At 47.9% G+C, this 19,707-nt stretch carries 23 protein-coding genes and 1 tRNA gene; 16 read left to right on the forward strand and 8 right to left on the reverse strand.

Annotated features, from left to right (window positions below):
* Window positions 1-11: 11 nt before the first annotated feature.
* Together LDL70_RS18025 and LDL70_RS02480 are read left to right on the forward strand one after the other, a co-directional pair.
* Window positions 12-290, forward strand: a complete 279-nt coding sequence (locus LDL70_RS18025; protein ID WP_225686730.1) for an HNH endonuclease signature motif containing protein — start codon at window positions 12-14, stop codon at window positions 288-290.
* 919 nt (window positions 291-1,209) lie between these two features.
* A complete protein-coding gene (locus LDL70_RS02480; protein ID WP_225688336.1) occupies window positions 1,210-2,460 on the forward strand; it encodes a site-specific integrase in 1,251 nt (416 codons plus the stop codon).
* Between the two features lie 80 nt (window positions 2,461-2,540).
* On the opposite strand, the gene LDL70_RS02485 is transcribed toward LDL70_RS02480, so the two are convergent.
* Entirely contained in the window at window positions 2,541-3,092 is a 552-nt protein-coding gene (locus LDL70_RS02485; RefSeq protein ID WP_225686740.1) for an Arc family DNA-binding protein, read from the reverse strand.
* Window positions 3,093-3,219: 127 nt separating this feature from the next.
* Here LDL70_RS02485 and LDL70_RS02490 point away from each other — a divergent pair, with 127 nt between their 5' ends.
* From LDL70_RS02490 to LDL70_RS02550, 13 genes are all read left to right on the forward strand, one after another.
* Window positions 3,220-3,450: a hypothetical protein gene (locus LDL70_RS02490; protein ID WP_225686742.1), complete on the forward strand. Its 231-nt coding sequence runs from the start codon at window positions 3,220-3,222 to the stop codon at window positions 3,448-3,450.
* Window positions 3,447-3,851 (forward strand): hypothetical protein, encoded by a 405-nt coding sequence (locus LDL70_RS02495; protein WP_225686744.1) that lies wholly within the window; start codon window positions 3,447-3,449, stop codon window positions 3,849-3,851. Before LDL70_RS02490 ends, LDL70_RS02495 begins: the two co-directional genes overlap by 4 nt.
* Window positions 3,852-3,951: 100 nt before the next feature.
* Complete coding sequence (locus tag LDL70_RS02500) at window positions 3,952-4,548, forward strand: hypothetical protein (protein ID WP_225686746.1); 597 nt, start codon at window positions 3,952-3,954, stop codon at window positions 4,546-4,548.
* Window positions 4,545-4,838: a DUF6074 family protein gene (locus tag LDL70_RS02505; protein ID WP_225686756.1), complete on the forward strand. Its 294-nt coding sequence runs from the start codon at window positions 4,545-4,547 to the stop codon at window positions 4,836-4,838. The genes LDL70_RS02500 and LDL70_RS02505 overlap by 4 nt, the downstream gene beginning before the upstream one ends.
* A gap of 241 nt (window positions 4,839-5,079) precedes the next feature.
* Window positions 5,080-6,447, forward strand: a complete 1,368-nt coding sequence (locus LDL70_RS02510) for a hypothetical protein (protein WP_225686758.1) — start codon at window positions 5,080-5,082, stop codon at window positions 6,445-6,447.
* A 32-nt stretch (window positions 6,448-6,479) separates the two neighbouring features.
* Window positions 6,480-6,650: a hypothetical protein gene (locus LDL70_RS02515; RefSeq protein WP_225686760.1), complete on the forward strand. Its 171-nt coding sequence runs from the start codon at window positions 6,480-6,482 to the stop codon at window positions 6,648-6,650.
* 3 nt (window positions 6,651-6,653) lie between these two features.
* Window positions 6,654-8,054: a dGTP triphosphohydrolase gene (dgt, locus tag LDL70_RS02520; RefSeq protein ID WP_225686770.1), complete on the forward strand. Its 1,401-nt coding sequence runs from the start codon at window positions 6,654-6,656 to the stop codon at window positions 8,052-8,054.
* 82 nt (window positions 8,055-8,136) lie between these two features.
* Complete coding sequence (locus tag LDL70_RS02525) at window positions 8,137-8,571, forward strand: hypothetical protein (RefSeq protein WP_225686772.1); 435 nt, start codon at window positions 8,137-8,139, stop codon at window positions 8,569-8,571.
* Window positions 8,572-8,700: 129 nt separating this feature from the next.
* The gene (locus LDL70_RS02530) at window positions 8,701-9,405 is read left to right on the forward strand and encodes a hypothetical protein (protein ID WP_225686774.1); all 705 of its coding nucleotides are present in this window, start codon (window positions 8,701-8,703) and stop codon (window positions 9,403-9,405) included.
* A gap of 18 nt (window positions 9,406-9,423) precedes the next feature.
* Window positions 9,424-9,633 carry a helix-turn-helix domain-containing protein gene (locus tag LDL70_RS18030; RefSeq protein WP_225686776.1) on the forward strand — a complete coding sequence of 70 codons (210 nt, stop codon included), beginning with the start codon at window positions 9,424-9,426 and terminating at the stop codon, window positions 9,631-9,633.
* A gap of 115 nt (window positions 9,634-9,748) precedes the next feature.
* Window positions 9,749-10,756 (forward strand): hypothetical protein, encoded by a 1,008-nt coding sequence (locus LDL70_RS02540; RefSeq protein ID WP_225686778.1) that lies wholly within the window; start codon window positions 9,749-9,751, stop codon window positions 10,754-10,756.
* A gap of 344 nt (window positions 10,757-11,100) precedes the next feature.
* Window positions 11,101-11,598 (forward strand): terminase small subunit, encoded by a 498-nt coding sequence (locus tag LDL70_RS02545; RefSeq protein ID WP_225686780.1) that lies wholly within the window; start codon window positions 11,101-11,103, stop codon window positions 11,596-11,598.
* Between the two features lie 96 nt (window positions 11,599-11,694).
* The gene (locus LDL70_RS02550) at window positions 11,695-12,105 is read left to right on the forward strand and encodes a hypothetical protein (protein WP_225686782.1); all 411 of its coding nucleotides are present in this window, start codon (window positions 11,695-11,697) and stop codon (window positions 12,103-12,105) included.
* A 117-nt stretch (window positions 12,106-12,222) separates the two neighbouring features.
* Here the strand turns inward: LDL70_RS02550 and LDL70_RS02555 are convergent, their stop codons facing one another.
* The 5 genes from LDL70_RS02555 to LDL70_RS02575 all read right to left on the reverse strand — a co-directional run bounded on the left by LDL70_RS02555 (window position 12,223) and on the right by LDL70_RS02575 (window position 15,607).
* A complete protein-coding gene (locus LDL70_RS02555) occupies window positions 12,223-12,564 on the reverse strand; it encodes a hypothetical protein (protein ID WP_225686784.1) in 342 nt (113 codons plus the stop codon).
* A 3-nt stretch (window positions 12,565-12,567) separates the two neighbouring features.
* Window positions 12,568-12,999, reverse strand: a complete 432-nt coding sequence (locus LDL70_RS02560) for a Panacea domain-containing protein (protein WP_225686787.1) — start codon at window positions 12,997-12,999, stop codon at window positions 12,568-12,570.
* 112 nt (window positions 13,000-13,111) lie between these two features.
* Window positions 13,112-13,885, reverse strand: a complete 774-nt coding sequence (locus tag LDL70_RS02565; protein WP_225686790.1) for a DUF4145 domain-containing protein — start codon at window positions 13,883-13,885, stop codon at window positions 13,112-13,114.
* A gap of 459 nt (window positions 13,886-14,344) precedes the next feature.
* Window positions 14,345-14,420: transfer RNA gene (locus LDL70_RS02570), tRNA-Thr, on the reverse strand.
* Window positions 14,421-14,641: 221 nt separating this feature from the next.
* Window positions 14,642-15,607: a nitronate monooxygenase family protein gene (locus LDL70_RS02575; RefSeq protein WP_151158480.1), complete on the reverse strand. Its 966-nt coding sequence runs from the start codon at window positions 15,605-15,607 to the stop codon at window positions 14,642-14,644.
* 397 nt (window positions 15,608-16,004) lie between these two features.
* On the opposite strand from LDL70_RS02575, the gene LDL70_RS02580 reads away from it, so the two are divergent.
* On the forward strand, window positions 16,005-17,021 hold the full coding sequence (locus LDL70_RS02580; RefSeq protein WP_225686793.1) for a hypothetical protein: 1,017 nt from the start codon (window positions 16,005-16,007) through the stop codon (window positions 17,019-17,021).
* Here LDL70_RS02580 and LDL70_RS02585 read toward each other — a convergent pair whose 3' ends face one another.
* Window positions 17,022-18,644, reverse strand: a complete 1,623-nt coding sequence (locus tag LDL70_RS02585; RefSeq protein ID WP_225686796.1) for a cisplatin damage response ATP-dependent DNA ligase — start codon at window positions 18,642-18,644, stop codon at window positions 17,022-17,024. It abuts the gene before it with no gap.
* On the reverse strand, window positions 18,641-19,657 hold the full coding sequence (locus LDL70_RS02590) for a ligase-associated DNA damage response exonuclease (RefSeq protein ID WP_225686799.1): 1,017 nt from the start codon (window positions 19,655-19,657) through the stop codon (window positions 18,641-18,643). Before LDL70_RS02590 ends, LDL70_RS02585 begins: the two co-directional genes overlap by 4 nt.
* Window positions 19,658-19,707: the final 50 nt, after the last annotated feature.

Genomic DNA, 19,707 nt, shown 5'->3' on the forward strand with positions numbered 1-19,707 from the left:
GCTGGCGGTAAGTGCGCGAATCCGGGGGTGTTAGAACACACGCGCTTCATCATATTAAGCACTGGTCGGTCTATAAGTGCCACAATGCAGAAGATATGATTGCTATATGCCCTGCATGCCATGATAGGGCCCATTTTGGGCCTTTGACAATAAGTGACGATCCTCTTGGAAAGTGGAAAGCTATATGCCGAGGTGACCGGACACAGCGTAGCTTCCTTTATGTGGAACCTGGTCAAAAAATCGTTTACTTTTGGGAAGTATCGAATTTGAAAGTGATGCAGATCGTCTGAACGTCTTTAATTTTGCAGGTTTCTCTTTGTATCAAAAACAACAAGGGGAAAGAGGCACTTCGGGTTTTTGATAATCATATTCGGCTCAACTTAGAGCCGCATCTTAAGTTATTATCAGGACCGGGAAGGTTGGTTGTGCAAGCTGATCATATGGAGGAATATCTGTCTAATTCCGCAATGGATCAGATTACAATGTTCGACCCCGAGTTTGGAAATAGCAATATCTTATTGGATTTAGAAGTTATGCAACCAGGAATTGTAAAGGTTCTGGGTTGCTGGACTCAGGGGGGGATACTGCCATCGTAATCACTAATGAAGCAACCAGCTTTTGTGACCCTAGTTTGAAAAGACCTATTTCCTTCATCGGAGAAGTAGGGGCGGTAGTTCGCAATACCGGCTCTGTGGGTGTTGCTTTATTTGGTTTTGGCGCGGAACAATCTGTTTTATCTATTTGAGAAAATGAGACATCGAACTGTTGCCACTCGATCTTGTGTTCACTGTCACGCGATTTTGCGCACTACAGCTTGGCGTTAGCAGTTTTATCTTTTTGTCCAGAAGCTAACGTCGAACTGTGCCAAAGGCAGCGCCGCGCCACACAAAGCAATTTATTAGTTTCCCTAACAATCACGGATGATTCCTGATTGCTGGCTTAATTTTAGCGTATTGAAATTTATGCTAAGTCATTGATTTTATGGTGCCGCTTACGTGACTCGAACACGTGACCCCATCATTACGAATGTCTCAAAGTCGTATTTCCCAAGTTTTTCCCGTATTTTATTTTCATATCTAACATATTATAAATAAACGGTAATATGTTGTTTTAATCATTCTTGCGTTTACCGGACGCTTCCCTTCTTTTCAGTTTTGTGGTGACACTATGGTGACACTTGCAGATCTTGAATGATGGAGTCATGCCTTGGTGAAGCTGAATAAGACTGTGCTGGATGCTGCCGAGCTGCGTGATAAAGCATATTTCATGTGGTGCTCTGATCTTGCGGGTTTTGGTGCGAGAGTGTTCCCAACCGGTAAGAAAACATTTTACGTCGATTACTATAATCAGGCTGGGCAACGTAAACGTATGTCTCTTGGCGGCTTTGGTAAGCTGACTGTTGAGGAAGCACGTAAGATGGCGCGTATCCATCTGGGTGACGCTTTGAAAGGGGAGGATCCAGCCCTAGAGCGCAAAACCCGCCGTGCTTCGCTTACAATATCCGAATTGTGTGATCAGTATTTAGAAGCTGCAGGAAAAGGGCTAATTCTCGGCCGAGGTGGTAAGCCAAAGAAAAAGGCATCCATAGATACTGACCGTAGCATGACTAATGCTCACGTGAAGCCACTGCTTGGTAATAAGCTGGTTATTGATCTCAAGCGCGCTGATATTGTCAAATTCATCCGTGATGTGACGGCGGGAAAAACAGCTAAAGCAAAAACCCCGTCTGGCAATCTTCGCGGCATGGTGAGGGTGTCTGGTGGTGCTGGATCAGCAACGCGTACTGTGGCCTCTCTAGGGGCAATCCTGACCTATGCCGTGTCTGAAGGCATCATTGATGTAAACCCGACCTTCGGCGTGAAGAAGCCTGCAATAGGAAAACGTGACCGGCGCTTGTCTCCCGATGAATATGCCGCTTTCGGCAGGGCATTACATGAGTTCGATCAGGATGAGGCGAAGGCATGGCAAGGAGCGGCCGCACTGCGCCTTGCAGCTCTAACTGGTTGCCGTATAGGCGAGATTGAAAACCTGAAATGGTCAGAGGTTGATCTCGAGAATAGTTTGCTTGTTCTGGATGATACAAAGACGGGTAAATCAATTCGCCCTCTTGGGAATCCAGCTCGTGTATTGCTGGAAGGCTTGTCCCGTGATCCGCTCAACCCGTATGTGTTGCCCGCACCGACATTAGAGGGCAGGCCATTTGCAGGCATCAAACGTTTCTATCGAGGTCTATTTGCTTCTGCTGGCTTTGATGATGTGACCCCGCATGTGTTGCGGCATTCATTTGCCAGTGTCGGGGCGGATATTGGCTTTTCAGATAGCACTATAGGTGCAATGCTCGGCCATACAGGCAGTGGGATAACCAGTCGTTACACGCATAGGCTTGATAGCGTGCTGATTGCGGCGGCGGATAAAATTGGAGAGGAAATAGACCGGCAGATGCTCTCAAATTTGAGCTGAATGACAAGAGTGCAGAAGTTCTCGCTTTGGAGACCTCAAATCTGGGGACTCAGGTTACTTGTGTGTCCTGCACTCGCGGATCAATTCTGCATTTTGTCTTTTGCCTTGTAGGCCATCAAAAGAGCCGCATCAATGTCGTTACTTGCCAGTTTATCAAGAATATCAGGCATTATATCTGCTGGCGCATTGCGAAGAAACTCCCTCTCTTCTGGCGTAGCTTGTCTCGGTAAACGGTATCCGGCCTCAGCTTCTAAAACCATGCCTTTCTTTTGTAATTCGCGGATTACGACGCGGCCTACTGTTTCGGTTCGATCTGCTATGATCCGATTTATTTGCTTTACAAGGTCTGTTTCTGGTTTTCCGGTCGGAATATCGGACATGGGGTTGTCAGTTTTTCCCGCCAAATACTCATCCTCAATATAACGTTGATCGGCCTTATAGAAGGATATTAGTTTATTCCAGTCAGCTCGTTCTTCATCGGTCAAAAATGATTTTTCCAATCGGTCTACGATTTCTGCGTTCAAGGAGCGATTATTCGCACGCGCCGCTTCTTCTACTCGAACTTTTAGCTCCGGCTGCATGCGTAATCCGAAGGGAGTAATATTCGCCATTGGTTTGCGTTCTTCGTTCATTGAAATTTCCCGACAGTTAATAACTACATAATGTAGCTATCCACCTTGACATAGTAGCAACATTATGTAGTTATCGTAAATTGACTACAAATTGTAGCCAATTTACCTGAAGAGGATTTAAAAAGTTATGAATGAGCGCCCACGCCTTCGTCGCAATGAAGTTCCTGCCTATCTGATGGGGAAATTCGGTATCCCTGTAGCACTTAGAACACTGAATAAAATGGCCACAGTTGGTGGTGGTCCCGCAATGCAATATTCAGGGCGCATCCCTCTTTATCACGTGGATGATCTGGATGCATGGGCAGAGGCTCGGCTGTCAAAGCCTGTTAGTTCGACGGCTGAGCGGAGCTTAGCATGAACCGTAAAGCAAAAGGCTCGGCAGAGGCGGCAACCTCAATACCGAGCCAAAGTTCAAACCAAACCATAGCAGGGATGAAGAACATGCAGAGGAATAACACAAAGAGTGTTCCGCAGGCAACTACGGTGATAGCGCCTAAGATAAACGAAGCTCTGTTCAATCTTGAGAATCCAATCAATGATTCAAAGAATATGGCTTCAATCCTTGGCGGATTGCTCCATGATGTCTTCGACAAAGATCACTCGTCCGTAACCGGCAATCGTGAATTTTACTTTGTGTCTGAAAGTGATGCCTCGAATATCATTTTTGCGGCCGGCCAGCTGCAGCGCTTCATCAAGTCCAGTCTTGATACATGGAATGAAGCCCTTGAGCACAGCGCGGGAGCAGGCCAATGCGCTTAATCCTCATTCTTATAGGTCGCGCTCACCTCGCTTTTGCCAAGTGGCATCATAGACAGGCCACCCGCTGTGCCAAGACCGCGCAGGCCAGAAAGAGGTCTGCATGAGTAAGTATAAGCGCAAGGGTAAATCCAAGTTTATTATGATTGAAGCATACGTGAAGCGTTCTGCTGCATGGAAAGCGCTCACGCCAATTGAGCGGTGCGCTTATCTTGAACTCAAATGGCGTTATGACGGCATGAATAACGGTTACATTGGGCTTGGCTGCCGTGAGCTATCTGATGAGCTAAATATGGGGCGTGATACTGCCAAGCGAGCATTAAATAAGCTTCTTGAGGTTGGGTTTATTAACAAGCAGAAACCTTCGGCCTTTAGCCTTAAAAATCGGGCTGTAACAGAGTGGCGGCTAACTGAATATCGGTGTGACGTAACCGGCGAGTTACCCACAAAAACCTTCATGAGATGGGAGCCAAAGAAAAAACAACAGGCGCACCCATCGGACACACAGGCGCACCCATCGTACTGTGACCAAGAAGAAGAGGAGCGAAAAGCCCCTTGCAGGAGCACCCATGCGCCTGTCAGAGCTATATCTTTAGTTTCACAGGCGCACCCATCGGACACATATAGATATACCATAGGGGGTAGTGCTGACTGCTCTCTGGATACACAAGATCAGATTGCGGAGGTTGGTAATCAATGAGCGAGAATAAACTTCCTCTTTTGGACTGGCAGCCCGAGCCCAAGGTATTGGTATTTCCACTCGATGCGCGAGTCGGCAAAGTCAGACACACAGCTTCATTGCTTTATAAAAAACAAGGTGAGGATGCTGACTTGTACTGGAAACAGGTCATTGCTGCTAACCGCAAGCATCTTACTCGGATTGGTCTCACGGATGAGCAGCAGCATGTGCAGCTTTTAGGGTTTTCTAATGCGGTTCAACGTGAATTAAATTTGATCGCATCCGTTCCAAGCGGTGGAGGGGCGGCATAATCAGTTCTTGTTGTAGCAGGTAACAGGACGGTGGTCCGTTTAGGCTGGGGGATTATCCCCCAGTCAGGAGTTTGAGGATGAAGTCCTCATAGTCACATGCTTAAAGTGAGCGCTAGGCAATATGATAGTTATAGTGGGGGGCACATAATTTATGACTGAAATGCATAGTTATCATTGTGATATTGGTTTGCTATCGTGTTAACACCCGATTCCGTTGATTTTAGTAAGTTTTGAGGCCCAAATGGCTTTTTTTCGTAAAGACGAAAGTCTTGATGCATTGGCGGATACGTACAATGTTGCACAGTTTGTGAGCTTTGCGCCAGTCGCGGGTGATCCCGAGCAGCAGTACTCGCGTGTGAAAGGCTACAATGCCAACCATTCGTTCGGAAGTTTGGAATTTGCAATTGAGGCATTGTTGTCAGCTTGTAATTCCGGAACGATAAATATCAGAAGCTATAATGCTGAGGAAATGCAAAGCCGAGAATTTTTGTATGGATTATCAGATGTCGAGGTCATTAAAGGACATGTGATGCGCCATATACAAGAGGATGCTTTTGTTATTCTTAATGAGACCATTGATGTCTCCGATGGTGGCGTGTCCGGTGTCGTTATGGGGGATGTTGTTGAGTTTAGGCCGGATGCTACTCCAAGAGGTGTTGAAAAGCCTGGATTCGCATCGTTGCCACGGAAAATTGCTGAGCAGCTGTTGCAGGCCGTCTATGGCTTTGATGTGAAATTTCCTGATCTTGGCGCATCAAGAGTTGAGTTTAGTGTGCATCCAATTAGACGTGGTTGGAAAAACTCACATCTCATTTTTTGGGAATACGAGAAACTTGCTGAAGTGCAGGCTGTGCCTTCATCCATCACGTGGCCTAACGATTTTTCCAGATTGTTGGGAGATAAAGTATATGGCTTGTTGATCGGATGGTTTGTCGGAGCAAAGGTTCCGTTGACACAGGTATTTTCGCGACGAGTAGCTCCGTTTACGTTTGGGGCGCCAACCTCAACTGGTGAGGTTTGGATGCGTACATGTCCAACAGAACAGGTGCCTGGAAAGTACTCCACAACTTTTGGTTGGAGTGATCCTTATAAAGTAATGTCATTAGAGGATCCTGACCATAAGGCCATTGCATCGGTGATTTCACAGCATTCAGTTGATGCCGTTTGGTCGGGGGCAGCGATGGAGGATGCAAATGGCGAATTGCTTGTCGAAGGAGTTCGTGGTTTTGGCGATGGGTTTATGCAGGGCGTTGATTTGCCACAGGACCTTCCCGCTGAAGTAATAGCTTTGGTTTCTGAATTAAAAAACTTCCTAAGGCAGGCTCTTGGAGCAGTTCGATTTGAATGGGCATTCGATGGTTCTGAGGTATGGCTATTGCAGCTCCATACTGGTCGCAGTGTATCTACATCATCCGTAATTGTCCCAGGTGACGCGAGCCGATGGTTTGCGTTCGATATTACCTTAGGTTTGGAGGAGCTGAGGCTCTTCATTGAAAAATTGGATGTTGATGCTGGAATAACGTTCACTGGGCACGTAGGGACAACAAGTCACATGGCGGATGTCGTTAGAAAAGCTGGTATTCCTACTCGAATAATGAATGAGTCTTAATAACGCAGTTTGATAATAAAGGGATGGTCAAAATGTCTTACGCAGCCGTCATCGATGCTAGAAGAAAAGCTTCTCTTGAAATGGATACTTTGAGAAAAGCGATCAGAATTTCAGAAGAAAAGAAGAAAGCCAATTCCGAGAATGCTTCTGTAAAAAGGTCAGAACGCGCAACTCAGATTGAAGCTGTTAAAAAGAAAGTATGATCGATGTCAGTGGGGGCAAAATTATACAACGACAGTGACTATGACCGAGAAGTATCTGGTGAAGAAAAGCAGCAGGCGGACTATCGTCCGAGCTTTTCCCGAGACTATGGTCGTATAATTCATAGCGCTAGTTTCCGTCGCCAACAGGGAAAAACACAGGTTTTCCCAACTAGAGAATCCGATTTTTTTAGAAATCGGCTCACCCACTCTCTAGAGGTTGCGCAGATCGCAGAAGGTATTGCTGATCAGATTAATCATAATTTTCGTGAAGAACTCAATGGTAATATAATTGACGGTAAGCTGTGCGCTACAGCTGGATTGGTCCATGATATTGGTCACCCGCCTTTTGGGCATAATGGTGAGCGTGCGCTCGATGCTGCAATGCTTGAGTATGGGGGCTTTGAAGGGAACGCACAGACACTCAGAATTTTAGCTCGTCTTGAAAAAAAGAAAACTTATGAGAAGGGCAAGGAAGTCGACGGTGATGAACGCGCCGGTTTTAATTTGTGTTACCGCACTTTAGCTGCTGTTTTGAAATATGATAGAGAGATCCCTTCTACGAGACAAAAAGGCGCGAAACTCGTAAAGGGTTATTACAACAGTGAAAGGCTTATTGTTGATAGAATTAAGCAGGCTGTTTTAAATGGTTGTGCTGCTCCTGAAGCCGGTAAATTTAACACTATTGAGTGTTCAATTATGGATTTGGCAGATGATATTGCTTACTCGGTTTACGATCTTGAGGATTGTCTAAAAGCTAAATTTTTAACACCAGCAGGTATACTTGCAAGTGATCAGGATTTATTAATTCGTGTAGCGAATGAAGTTGGTGAGAGGCTTGAACGAAAAGTCGAGACAGGTGAGGTTTTGGCGGTTTTCACTGATTTATTTGATAAAGTCACTAGCGATAATTATGGTCCTTCTGAAAGTCCACTTATCTCTTTCATATTAGCTTACCGTACATCAGAAGAACTATGTGAAAGTGGTTATTTTCGGACAGCACTATCATCACAACTAGTTCATGATTTTATTAAAAATGTCAGGCTGGAATATAATCATGAATGTCCAGCATTAAGTACTGTATCTCTTGATGAAGAAAATAATTTCAAAAAAGAGGTTCTTAAAGAGTACACTTACCAAGCGGCTGTAACTTCTAACCGTGTCAAAATGGGGGAGTACAGAGGAACGGATTTGGTTAAAGAGATTTTTGATGCTCTTATGGGACCCAAGGGTGAGCTTTTGATGCCTTCAGATGTCAGGAAAAGATACGAGTTGGCAAAAGATAAGCGTTCTGAGCAAGCAAGAATTGTATGTGATTTTGTCGCTGGAATGACTGATAGATATGCCATCGAGTTCTGGTCGCGTCTAAGGTCTGACAATCCCGAAAGTATCTTCAAACCGATTTGATGGTTTTAGAAAGCGCAGACTTATTGGTTTGCGCTTTTTTATATGTTGTCACTGTTGAGTATTGATTTCTCTGGGGGTGGACATGAACGAAATCGAGTTTGGTAAAATTTTAGTGCAGGGGCACACACCCGTAGCTTTGAGATTTGGTAAAGGTCATAAATTATACGTTCGCGTACCATATGCAGACGATAATAGGCGATGGCTCCAGTCTGGTAAAAGAACTTCTCCGGTTTGGCTAAAAGAACGTAAGCAATGGGAGCTTCCGCAGTCATGGTTTAATGACTTTGTAAATAAGTGCCTTCAAAGGTATCGTCGAGTATATGTGGTGCAACCTTTTCGTATAATGGAAAAGTGTTCACCGGCGTGTCGTAATGCACAAGGTCACGAATGCCAATGCTCCTGTATGGGGGCTAATCATGGTAGTGAAAGTCATGAAGGCTGGTTTGATATCTCTGATACGTTCTCATTTAAATGGAAAGATCAGGAATTGGCTTGTCGACTATTAGTAGTGAAATGATATTTTAGCGTAATTTTTATTTATTATTTTGTTGTTGCCGCTTAATAAATTGATAGATTTTGCGGGTTGTGTTACTTTATTTACATATAGAATACTATACGTCTTTTACGTTTTGTGAAGGATATTCGTGTGAAAAATATTGCGCCACACTTACTTACTACCGCTGAACATATTTTAGGCAGAGAACTTCATCCGCTTAGAAAAGACGCTGAATTTGTCAGTGCTGTTGCTACTGCGTATGAAGCAATGGGTTTTGGATCAACTAACGCTGAAATCTTAAAGCGTGCGGAAGCTGTATTTGCAGAAGTGCAGGCAAATGCCGCACCTTTGGCAGAACCTGACCCGCTTATGCCCGCGACAACAATCTCCGTTAGTGAAGCGCGTGCGGAAGCCCTGAGCTTAGGCGAGAAGAGTGGAGCTATTGAAGAGCGCCGCCGCATCAGTGCTATATTGAGTGATCCAGTAGCCGCCAAGCGTATGGAGGCAGCGAAGCATTTGGCCTTCAATACAGACATGACACCGGCAGCGGCTATCGCGCTTTTGCACACGGTACGGCCATTCAATACAATTTCGTCATTTGCTGATTTTCCACGTGATGCTCTCAGAGCCTGTAATGCACCAGGAGGGCTTGTCGCATACGATGCGCTGGCTGAGAATGTTGGGGCGCCAGAGACTGTCGATCAGCCATTAATGAGCGCAACACTTTGCTCTGTTGAAGCAACTTCCGATCCATATGCAGCGATTAGAAAGACGCCGGAGCAAAACAACAAAGCGCTTTGGAAGCGCACCACGGATGCACTTAATGCTGAAACGGATCACGCGATCCACATCTAAAACGATACGGCGCGAAACATGGATCTCTACGATAATACAGACCCTCACTGGCCAATTTGTGCTCTGAATATTGATCTGAATGATGGTTCTTGGCTAACCCCGCAACAAGCGGCCGCGGTAGCACGAATATCTGAGCGGACACTTTGGCGATGGGTGCGGGAGAGGGACATATCCATCAAAGTTGGTGGCAGGCTATGGGTGAATAAGCGGAGACTATTTGGACAATAACGGCAGCCTTTGGGCTGTTTTTCTTTCTCTGGCAGTCAATGGCGTATTCTGTCAGACGATCTCGCAATGTGCTCCTGCTACGGTTTGGTAAAGAACAACCGGTGGAGACAATGTTATGAGTTTCTTAAAAGCCCGACAAGTTTTGTCAGATACCGTTGCAAATCTAAATGCAGCATTTGATGCCTCTGCGGGGATTAATTCCTCTGCTGTTGCTGGTTCGACCGGATTGCCTGATATGGCGGCCGAAAAACTTCGTCGCGCGCGTGCTGACCGTGAGGATGCCCACATTCTCTATCTTCGCGCCTCGGATGCTGAGCGTGAAGCCCGTACAGACTTGTTGGGCGCGCAGAGTGTAGCAAACAGGCAGCTCGAGGCGCCCAGAGGCTATTCGTTTGATGCTGGTACTGTCGCAAAGCCTGCCGCAGACGATAAACTCACCGCGCGTATAATGGCGCCGGTACATAAGGCTGAGAGCGCTCTAAAAGCCGCTGTATCTGATAAAGAAAGAGCAGCAAAGCGTTATTCTTCATATGATTATGTACCGGAAGTAGAGGAGTGGCTTTCTCGTTTCGGTGGTCATGGCAGCTTCAAAGAAGTCGAGAGCATTACGCCCAGAGTTAAGAGCGACATTTATGCTGCGGTTCTTTCAATTCGGTCTGAAATTGCGAAGTTGACTGAGGAGATAGCACATATTGAAGCTGCTCCTACGCCGGCCGAAGTACTGCGTGCCCAAGCTTACGCCGAAATTGATAATGTGGCAGAGCAAGGTGCATTAACAATTCATCCACAATCCCGCAGCGGTTCTCCGTTACGACTTAGTGAAAAGTTGCTCTTACGCACGGGCAACAACGGCGCAATTATAGGCGATGCCGGTAGTGATATCTGGGCTTGGCTTCTGCGCGATCAATTAAAAGCCAAGGTTGATCAGATGATTGCCGATCTTGATCTTAGCGGCGCGATGACTGTGGACGAACAAGACGCGGCAACACGCACGATTGCACATAAACGTCTGGAACTTGAACGTCAGGAAGAAGCCCTCATTGTATCGGCTGAAGTTAGTGGACGACCAGTTACTCGCCGTGTTGATCTCGATCCACGCGCCTTTCTCGGTATTGATGCCTAATCTAATCGTCTGGAAAACGGGTTTCCATCCCAGCAGTCCCCAGACGTAGCGAGGCGAGTGAGACCGCGCCCTTACTCGCCTCGATCAGTTCAACAACAAGCTTATCCATTTGTGCGATAGAGCGGCCTGTGCGAGTGCGGAGCGGCTCATGGCACCCAATCATTCGTTTGCCTTCACCGCTCTGTGCGCCTCTGCATCGTGACGTTAAGGGGCAAAGAAAAGGTACCTTACCCCATAGGCAAGCTGTGCGGGCACGCTGCACCCCCATAAATGAGTGTTTTTCAAATTTGGAAAATCGGGGTTGGTGTTGGTGTTCCCGCGGTCAAAGAAGGTTCGAAACCGGCATGTCTGACTTAAAAGATTTTACCGTCAATGCCTCGCAAATAGCAGTGCTGCTTATGCTCTCCACTGAGCGTATCCGGCAGCTTGTAAACGCCGGTTACATACCCAAGATTGGTAAAGGCAAGTACGCTGTTATCGACGCGGTTCAAGGCTACATCCGCTTTTTGAGAGACGAAGAAAAGCAAGCATCAAAATCAGCTGCCGACAGCGGACTCAAGGCCGCGCGGCAAAGAGAGGTGGAGCTGCGGATTGCACGCGAGGAAGGTCGCCTCGTCGATATGGAAGACGTTGAAGCCGTCGTCTCAAATGTTTTTGCAACACTACGCGCAGAACTTACCGGCATCCCCGCAGCGGTAACGCGCGATGTGAAATTGCGCGTGGAGATTGAGAAGGGATTAAATGGGGCGTTTGCTCGATCACAAGGCAAGTTCAGAGAAGCGGGTGAGGCTTTACGATCTGGGCGTGATCCTCTGGGAGCCGACGGAGAAAACGACGGTTGACAAATGGGGCGCGGAAAATCGCGTCTATCCGTCAGCATAACAAAATCCCAGAAGGCGGGAATACTGCCTGTAATAAACTAATATGAGAGGTGCTTTATGGCTAAAGGTCGTCTTGATAGCTTGATGGATCAATTAGGCGTTAAACTGGTGCCAACATACCGGCGTAGAGCGCGTGGCCAGAGCCATGCCCGTGGCACAATGAAAGCCATACGGGATGCACATGGCGAGGGGCATTTGGTCTTTGTTGTGAAAACCATAAAGCAAAGCAACGGCAATATTGATGAGCTGTGGTCTGAAACCATAGGCGCCGTCTCAGATATCGTTATCCAGCGGCCAGACTTAGCAGAAAAGCGTGCCGGTGACTTTATGGCAGCATTCGATCAGATTGATCTTGCTGCTCTCCGTCGCCGCTCTTTGGCGCTCAGGCCGTGGCCGATACGCGGGACACTGCGGACGCTGATACTTTCGGAGCTTGAAGGATTGGTCGTGCCAGCAGGTGAAGTATAGCCCCCCCCCCCTGAACCGATTAGCTCTCAGCCGGCAACTCGCCACTGGGCAACGTTGAAGGATATAGAGGATATGGTGGTCTAGGTACTCGAAATTATAACTCCTGAATAGGAGTTTTTAACCGCTGTCAGATGGATCCTGGGCATTGCTAGCTACTCGATCCAGGGCGCGGCTGAGTATTTGCTTTACTTCTTCCATGCCGAGTCTGCTAGCAAGTGGAATAAGAACAAGTAACTCTAAAATTAAGAGAGCAATTGGCCCGCCGAAAGAAGGCATCACACTGAAAAACACAACGTTCAATAGAATTACCGTGACCGCAATGAAGATAAATCTTTCCTCATTGCGGGCGTCCTTTTCCGCAGTTAAGCGTTCCTGCAGTTCAGCAATTTGCTCATCACGAAGGTCCGACGTGTCAGAAAAAATGTCTGAAAACTTATGTTCTTCGTTGTGACTGCTCAAGCTTTATAACCCCTGATATTCTTCAATAATGTGTTGCGTAGGGATTAAACTGTGTCGTTCGCCTGGAACGTAATTCCTTTCCCATGCGCCGTCTTTGCGATGGGTTGCGTTGACTAATCGACCAGCTCCAACTTTGCCGATATTATCATAAGCTTCATCAAGAATTTCCTGTTCTCTTCCACGAGGTAGATCAGGAGTATTATGGAATATGTTCTCGACCTTATTGCGCCCAAAGATACGCGCTACGCGGTACAACTCTGGATGTACAGGGCCGTAATCCCAAGCCTCAAAATGACCATTGACCAACGGCTCCCCTGTTCTTCCTAGGAAAAACATGTGAGCTAAATAAATTAGTTTTTGCAGTTCCAAATTTGATAAAGACCAGCCGGAACGCTCAGCCATGTGTTTGGCGGCTGATAAGACGCTTACTGCCATTGCAACCTCCTTGGCTCTATAACTTACATCACAAATGATATGCCTGCTTATAAAAGTCAAGGAAACCATATCTAATGTCATCAAGTTCACTCGCAATTGTTCGACCGCCTATTCAGGCGGGCGTTTTAGGTGTCGCTAGTGACTTTTTTGTCCCGCTCCTAGACTTGCGGGGCGGCACCTTTCCCTTAACTTTAGCAACACTCTCGTCAGTAGCTTTTTTCTTAGCTGGTAGCACGAATGAATCGTGAATAAAGCTTTCAAGAATATCCATAAGTGTGTTGAGGTCTTCTACATGAGGGAGCCAGCCCCGGTGTGCAGATGCACCGCCTGCATCGATAACAACTTCAAGGTGGTCTTTTTGTGAGCTGGTAATAAGGTTCTTAGCAACCATCTCATTTAGTTTTTCAATGAATGGAAGTTCACTATCAATGCCCAGAATTTCTGTGGCAATATCAAACACTGTTCGAGTGCCAATACCGGCAAGAATATTTAAATCATGATCCAGAGCTTCATAGACTTGGAGCAAACACGATTGAAAATCGTGGGATTTATTATGCTTGATTGATTTGTGTAGCCCTTCAAGCCAGCTTGGCCTATCGCGCTTGAAGCGTGCAGGCCAGCTTCTTATCTCTTCATGGTGTTCGTACTCTGGCTCTCCGTCAGGAGATATACCAACTTGATAGTGAGATTCGGAGTCACTTGAAACCGACTCTGCAAAAATATGATCACAGCCGCAGCACACTAATAAATACCAGTCAGTCCACCAGTACATGTGGTGATCAGATTCGCTTTCACGATGATGCCCTTTAATTTCACAGTGGCGATCACCTTTGCAGTTTGCGCAAAACGCTTTCCGCTTTGTCCCGATCCGGTTTACAGTTGTCATAGTTCCCCTCAATTTGCCGCAAGCTGGCAGAGGGGCGACGGGTGGTCAAGGGGCTGCATAAAACTATGAATACCTAATGCGCCTAAATCTGGATGTACTTCTATCCGCGCCGTGTGGCGAGTGGTTATTCGGAGTTTTCTGAAAAAGGCATCTCCATTGTGGGGACAGCTTAACGGGCATTACATGTACGCTGGGTGCTTGTGAAATAGAGGCGCCCAGCGTTGATAATTTTATCAACCGTGAAATCCGTACCAACCCCGGTAAATTTTTACCAATCGCACCAATCTGGGTTGGTTGATTTCAGCCATTCGATTTGAGTGAAAGGTTGCTCGCCCCACATTTGGGCTGAGTGTCACGAAGGTTTAAGTGGTGGTGACACATAGGTGACAGGTGAAGAAAATTCGAACATCTGCCATAATTTGATTTTAGCTTATATTGTTGTTTTTGTTTGGTATTTTGTGGTGCCGCTTACGTGACTCGAACACGTGACCCCATCATTACGAATGATGTGCTCTACCAACTGAGCTAAAGCGGCAGGGAGATGCTCCCGCACAGAATGCGTTGATTTTATGCAGTCTGTTCGGGCGCGTGATAGCGAAATCTCATTCTGATTGCAAGGCGCAAAAGCAAAAAGAAGCGGTTTCCGTTATGCCATTCTCGAAGTTTAAAACTCCCTGATAAAATGAACAAGATTGTTTATTTTGTCAGGGAGTAAATCTCAGCTATAGTACTGTTTTCTGAAGCAAATTGACGATCTTATTGAGCCTGGCAAAGCGCGGATTTTGCCTCTTTATACTGCTCAATCCAGCGTTCCACCAACTCTCCGGCGGGCAGCACTTCTTTGACTGCGCTGATCCCCTGACCGCAACCCCAGATATCTTTCCAGGCTTTTGCACCGGTGGTGGCTTTATGGAAGTCCATTTTGCTCGGATCAGCCTCCGGTAAGTGATCAGGATCCATTCCTGCGGCTTCAATGGACGGACGCAAATAATTTCCATGAATGCCGGTAAAATAATTGGAATAGACAATATCTTTCGCGCTGGATTGCACGATCATGTCCTTATAGGCATCAACAGCATTGGCTTCTTTGGTCGCAATAAAAGGCGAGCCGATATAAGAAAGATCTGCGCCCATTGCCTGTGCTGCGAGAATGGCACGGCCACTGGAAATGGCGCCGGACAGGGCAACAGGACCATCAAACCATTCGCGGATTTCAGCAATCAGCGCGAAAGGGGACAGTGTTCCCGCATGGCCACCGGCACCGGCGGCGACAGCAATCAGTCCGTCCGCGCCTTTGCGGATGGCTGAATTGGCATGGCGGTTATTGATAACATCATGCAGAACAATCCCGCCATAGGAGTGAATTGCAGCATTAACCTCAGGCACTGCGCCGAGAGAGGAAATAACAACCGGAACCTTATATTTGACACATAATTCCAGATCCTGCTGCAAACGCAGATTGGAGCGGTGCACAATCTGGTTGACGGCAAAAGGGGCTGCGGGTCGGTCAGGATTTTCCTGATTATATTGCTGAAGTCCTTCGGTAATCTCTGCCAGCCACTCATCCAGCTGTGTGGCGGTGCGTGCATTCAGCGCCGGAAATGCACCGACAATGCCGCTTTTGCACTGCGCCATAACCAGTGCAGGATTGGCGATGATGAAAAGCGGTGCACCGATTGCCGGTAAGCGCAGATTGTTTTTGAGAATATCCGGTAGAGCCATGTCGCAGTCCCGTAATTGACGTAAACGTAAACGGTATATTGCTGGTAAGGATTGCAGGATGTCAAAGGCAAAATATAAAAAACCGCATCATTTTAGTTCAGTGAAGCTTGGCGGTTGACTTATATGTAATATTTACTGTGAAATATGCAGAATGAACATGTTTATGCCATGCTGGCAATTTTACTAAAGATGCGCCGGTGCGGCATATTTCGGAAATAGAGGTTTTTTGCACAAATAGTCTTTGTGGAACAATATGTTAAGATCGTATATAATCTTTTTATATCCCCGTGATAGTTAGGATTTCATAAGACTTAAAAATAAGTTAATGCGTTGGTCTGCTTATTCGTGCATCAATAAGAGTAACAGCGCATCAAGCCGGTAGTAGGAAGGGACAATTTTGCAGGGCATCGAAAGTGCAATACGCAACGCTTTGACCAAGGCGGATTCGTCTGATCCGGCTATGCGCCAGCGGATTTATGAATCCGTCTGGAGCGCGCATGAACGCGCTATGGCAGCGAATGCCCAGCTTTCAGACCCGCAACGTGCTGAGCGGCGCGAGAAGCTGAAGGCCGCAATTTCCCATATCGAACAGGAAATGCGCGCGAATGCGAACCGTGTTTCTGATGAGGAAATGCTTGCTCCTGCGTCGCAATATGATGGCGGATTGGGTGTTCCTGATCTTGATCATAGTGATGTACGCTCTGAGGGTAAGGGCTCCCGTAAGCGTAAAAGCAAAGCGGAGGCCGAGCCTGATCTGGGTTATGAACAGGGGCTCAGCCAACCTGCAAAACCTAAAAAACGCAAAAAATCTCGTATTTTCTCTCTGGCGCTGCCATTGGCATTTTTGGTGACTGCCGGTTTGATCGGCTGGTCGCTCTATAATAGTTTTGTCACCATCGGGCCGGTAGGAAACGCACCGCTTTCGCAATCGGGCAATGCCGGTCCTGCGATGCAGGGTAATGAGGCTGACAGCAAAGACTGGGTGACAATTTTTACTCCTGCACAGCCGGATCGTATTTCTGTTCAGGGAAAAGCTACCGCTGAAATCGGCGGTTCCGGCAATGCCCGTTATGTCCGTATTAAATCGCCGACTGCAACAGATACGGCCAGTTTTGACATTGGTCAGGGTGTGCTGGATCAGCTTGAAGGCAAGCAGGCGACATTTGAAGTCATGGTGCGCAGTGACGACGGCGGAACCGTGCAAATGTCTGTCAGTTGCGATCTGGGCTCTCTGGGCGATTGCGGACGCAAGCGCTATGATGTGACCGACCAGCAAAGCAGTCTGCTGTTTGATCTTCCGGTTCCTGAAGTATCGTCGGCAAACAGTTCCGGTCGTCTTGTCCTGACCAGTGATATTAACGGCACCGGCAAAAGCGTCGATATTTATACAATCCGGGTTAAAACCGTAGAATAATCAATTATCCGGCAGTAGCTGCATCAGATTTTGTATACTGTCGGCTTGTGCCGGTGGTTTGTCCCAGCGCAGTCTGGAAATGCGCGGAAAGCGCATAGCCAGTCCTGATTTATGGCGTGTGGAGCGGTTAAGCCCTTCAAAGGCAACCTCTACAACAAGCCCGTGCTGCCGGTCTGCCCTGACAGCCCGTACAGGCCCGAAACGCTGAATTGTGTTCTCCCGTACAAAACGGTCGAGCTGTTTCATTTCCTCATCGGAAAAGCCGGAATAGGCTTTGCCGATGGGGAGTAACTGTGCCTGTTCACTGGCATCAGACCAGACTGCAAATGTAAAATCGGAATAATAGCTTGAACGCTTGCCATGACCGCGCTGGGCGTAAATGAGAACGGCGTCGATAATATAGGGATCGCGTTTCCATTTGAACCACGGGCCTTTTGGTCGCCCTGCACTGTAAATGCTGTCCGTACGTTTGAGCATCAGCCCTTCAATCACGGCATGCGGCGGGTGGTTGCGCAGGTGCCGCAGCTCGGCAAATGTCCGAAAGGAGAGCAGGGGAGAAAGATCAAAATAAGACGGATCAAGCTCTTTGATAAAGTCTTCAAGATGCTGCCTTCTTTGCGCAAAAGGCAGATTGCGCAAATCCGATCCGGTGAGGCGGTTGCCGCGATGCAGCAGATCATAGACACGGATGAAGGCAGGATAATCCTGCAATTGACGGGCAGTGACAGTTTTACGGTTCAGCCTTTGCTGCAAAGCATTGAAAGAGGCTGGTTCTGTTTTGCCGTCTGCATGGCGGATCAGCAATTCTCCGTCAATTGCGCCCTCAAAACGGATGGCTGAGACGATATCGGGAAAGGCGTGGGTAATGTCATCACCGCTGCGGGAATAGAGCTTTTTGACCCCGTTTTCACTGACGGCCTGTACGCGGATACCATCCCATTTCCATTCTGCCGCAAAATCCTCCGGCGTGAGTTTCTCTGTTTCAGCCTCATCCAGCGGCGTCGCCAGCATGACGGGACGAAACGGTGCCGGATTATTATTTTCCGGCTTGCTGCTCCTGCCGTCGAGCCAGTTGAACAGGCTGACATAGGGCGGGGTCAGCCCGTGCCACAATTCCTCAATCTCGCTGAGTTCAACCTGACCGAAATCCGCAAGTGCCTGCTTTGCCAGCCTTGCGGAAACACCGATCCGTAAGCCGCCGGTGACGAGCTTCAAAAGAGCATATCGCTCAGAGACATCAAGCGCATCCAGCAAAGTCTCAACCAGTTGCGGCGCGGCATTGCGCGATGTTTGCTGGAGTGTTGTGATAACAGTGCCGAGGGACAAGTCATTGACCGGCTGCACATTATCGGCAGCAGGCCAGATCAGAGAAATCGTCTCCGCGAGATCGCCGACATAATCATAGGAATAGGCAAATAATTCGCTGTCGACGTGTGTCATGGTCAGTGCGCGCAACAGTGCGGGTTTTACACTGTTTAACTCAAGTGTGCCTGCAAGCGCGGCCAGTGCATAGCCGCGGTCAGGATCAGGTTGCGCACGGAAATACTCGGTCAGCAATAGCAGCTTTTCATTGCGGCGCGGCGTGAGTACCAGCCTGTCGAGCAATGCGGCAAAGGCTTTCATATATCTGCCTCATCTTCATAGCCGACGAGATGCAATGGTTTCGCTGTAATGGAGTTGAGAGTGCACCAGCGTACCAGAGCTTCCTCGCGCCCGTGTGTCACCCAGACCTGCGAAGGGGAGAGTTCCGTGATCGTATCAGTCAGCTCATCCCAGTCGCAATGGTCGGAAAGGATCAGTGGCAGTTCAATACCGGATTGTTTGGCTCTCTGGCGGATACGCATCCAGCCGGAGGCATAACAGCTGACAGGATCAGGAAACCGTCTTGACCAGCGGTCAGCCATTGCGGCAGGCGGGGCAATAATCAGGCTGCCCGCGAAATCTGCTTTTTGATGTGTTGTTTCTGAAGTTGCAGGACGGAGTTCTCCGAGGGCAACACCCTGAGATTGGTAATATTGGCAAAGCTTCTCCAAAGCTCCATGCAGATAGATGGGGGCATCATAACCGGCCTGTCGCAGCAGGCTGATAACCCGTTGTGCCTTGCCAAGCGCATAGGCACCGACAATATGGCTGCGTTCGGGCAAAAGCTGTAAGGATTGCAGCAGCTTGGCAATTTCATCGCTTGGTCGCGGATGCCGGAAAACCGGCAGGCCGAAAGTGGCCTCGGTAATGAATATATCGCAGGCCACGGGTTCAAACGGTGCGCAGGTTTTGTCCGCAACACGTTTATAATCGCCGGAGGCGACAATTCTGGTTCCTTGATATTCCACTGCAATTTGTGCGGAGCCCAATACATGACCCGCCGGATAAAAGGTGACTGTAACGCCGTTGATATTAAGCGGTTTTCCGTAATCAGCGATCTGACTGGCGCGCGCATAATGCTCGCCAAACCGGATGCGCATAATATCCAGCGTCTGGCTTGTCGCCAGCACATGATTATTGCCTGCACGGGCATGATCGGCATGGCCATGGGTAATCAGCGCGCGGTCAACCGGTCGCACCGGATCGATATGGAAATCACCGGCCGGACAATAGAGCCCCTCAGGGGCAGGGTGCAGCAGCTCTTCGGGACGCATGGAAATAACATAGACCGGATGCAGCTTTAAACAAGACCGTAGCCGGTGCG

Origin of the sequence: Pseudochrobactrum sp. XF203, from assembly GCF_020341615.1 — a bacterium.
Lineage (GTDB): Bacteria > Pseudomonadota > Alphaproteobacteria > Rhizobiales > Rhizobiaceae > Pseudochrobactrum > Pseudochrobactrum saccharolyticum.

Excerpts from the sequence above, each read along its gene's own strand:
- dgt (WP_225686770.1), top strand. The coding sequence starts at position 6,654 with ATGTCAGTGGGGGCAAAATTATACAACGACAGTGACTATGACCGAGAA.
- LDL70_RS02565 (WP_225686790.1), bottom strand. The coding sequence starts at position 13,885 with ATGACAACTGTAAACCGGATCGGGACAAAGCGGAAAGCGTTTTGCGCA.
- LDL70_RS02525 (WP_225686772.1), top strand. The coding sequence starts at position 8,137 with ATGAACGAAATCGAGTTTGGTAAAATTTTAGTGCAGGGGCACACACCC.
- LDL70_RS02490 (WP_225686742.1), top strand. The coding sequence starts at position 3,220 with ATGAATGAGCGCCCACGCCTTCGTCGCAATGAAGTTCCTGCCTATCTG.
- LDL70_RS02545 (WP_225686780.1), top strand. The coding sequence starts at position 11,101 with ATGTCTGACTTAAAAGATTTTACCGTCAATGCCTCGCAAATAGCAGTG.
- LDL70_RS18030 (WP_225686776.1), top strand. The coding sequence starts at position 9,424 with ATGGATCTCTACGATAATACAGACCCTCACTGGCCAATTTGTGCTCTG.
- LDL70_RS02510 (WP_225686758.1), top strand. The coding sequence starts at position 5,080 with ATGGCTTTTTTTCGTAAAGACGAAAGTCTTGATGCATTGGCGGATACG.
- LDL70_RS02515 (WP_225686760.1), top strand. The coding sequence starts at position 6,480 with ATGTCTTACGCAGCCGTCATCGATGCTAGAAGAAAAGCTTCTCTTGAA.
- LDL70_RS02585 (WP_225686796.1), bottom strand. The coding sequence starts at position 18,644 with ATGAAAGCCTTTGCCGCATTGCTCGACAGGCTGGTACTCACGCCGCGC.
- LDL70_RS02540 (WP_225686778.1), top strand. The coding sequence starts at position 9,749 with ATGAGTTTCTTAAAAGCCCGACAAGTTTTGTCAGATACCGTTGCAAAT.
- LDL70_RS02495 (WP_225686744.1), top strand. The coding sequence starts at position 3,447 with ATGAACCGTAAAGCAAAAGGCTCGGCAGAGGCGGCAACCTCAATACCG.
- LDL70_RS02505 (WP_225686756.1), top strand. The coding sequence starts at position 4,545 with ATGAGCGAGAATAAACTTCCTCTTTTGGACTGGCAGCCCGAGCCCAAG.
- LDL70_RS02550 (WP_225686782.1), top strand. The coding sequence starts at position 11,695 with ATGGCTAAAGGTCGTCTTGATAGCTTGATGGATCAATTAGGCGTTAAA.
- LDL70_RS02500 (WP_225686746.1), top strand. The coding sequence starts at position 3,952 with ATGAGTAAGTATAAGCGCAAGGGTAAATCCAAGTTTATTATGATTGAA.
- LDL70_RS02575 (WP_151158480.1), bottom strand. The coding sequence starts at position 15,607 with ATGGCTCTACCGGATATTCTCAAAAACAATCTGCGCTTACCGGCAATC.
- LDL70_RS02590 (WP_225686799.1), bottom strand. The coding sequence starts at position 19,657 with ATGCGTCCCGAAGAGCTGCTGCACCCTGCCCCTGAGGGGCTCTATTGT.
- LDL70_RS02560 (WP_225686787.1), bottom strand. The coding sequence starts at position 12,999 with ATGGCAGTAAGCGTCTTATCAGCCGCCAAACACATGGCTGAGCGTTCC.
- LDL70_RS02485 (WP_225686740.1), bottom strand. The coding sequence starts at position 3,092 with ATGAACGAAGAACGCAAACCAATGGCGAATATTACTCCCTTCGGATTA.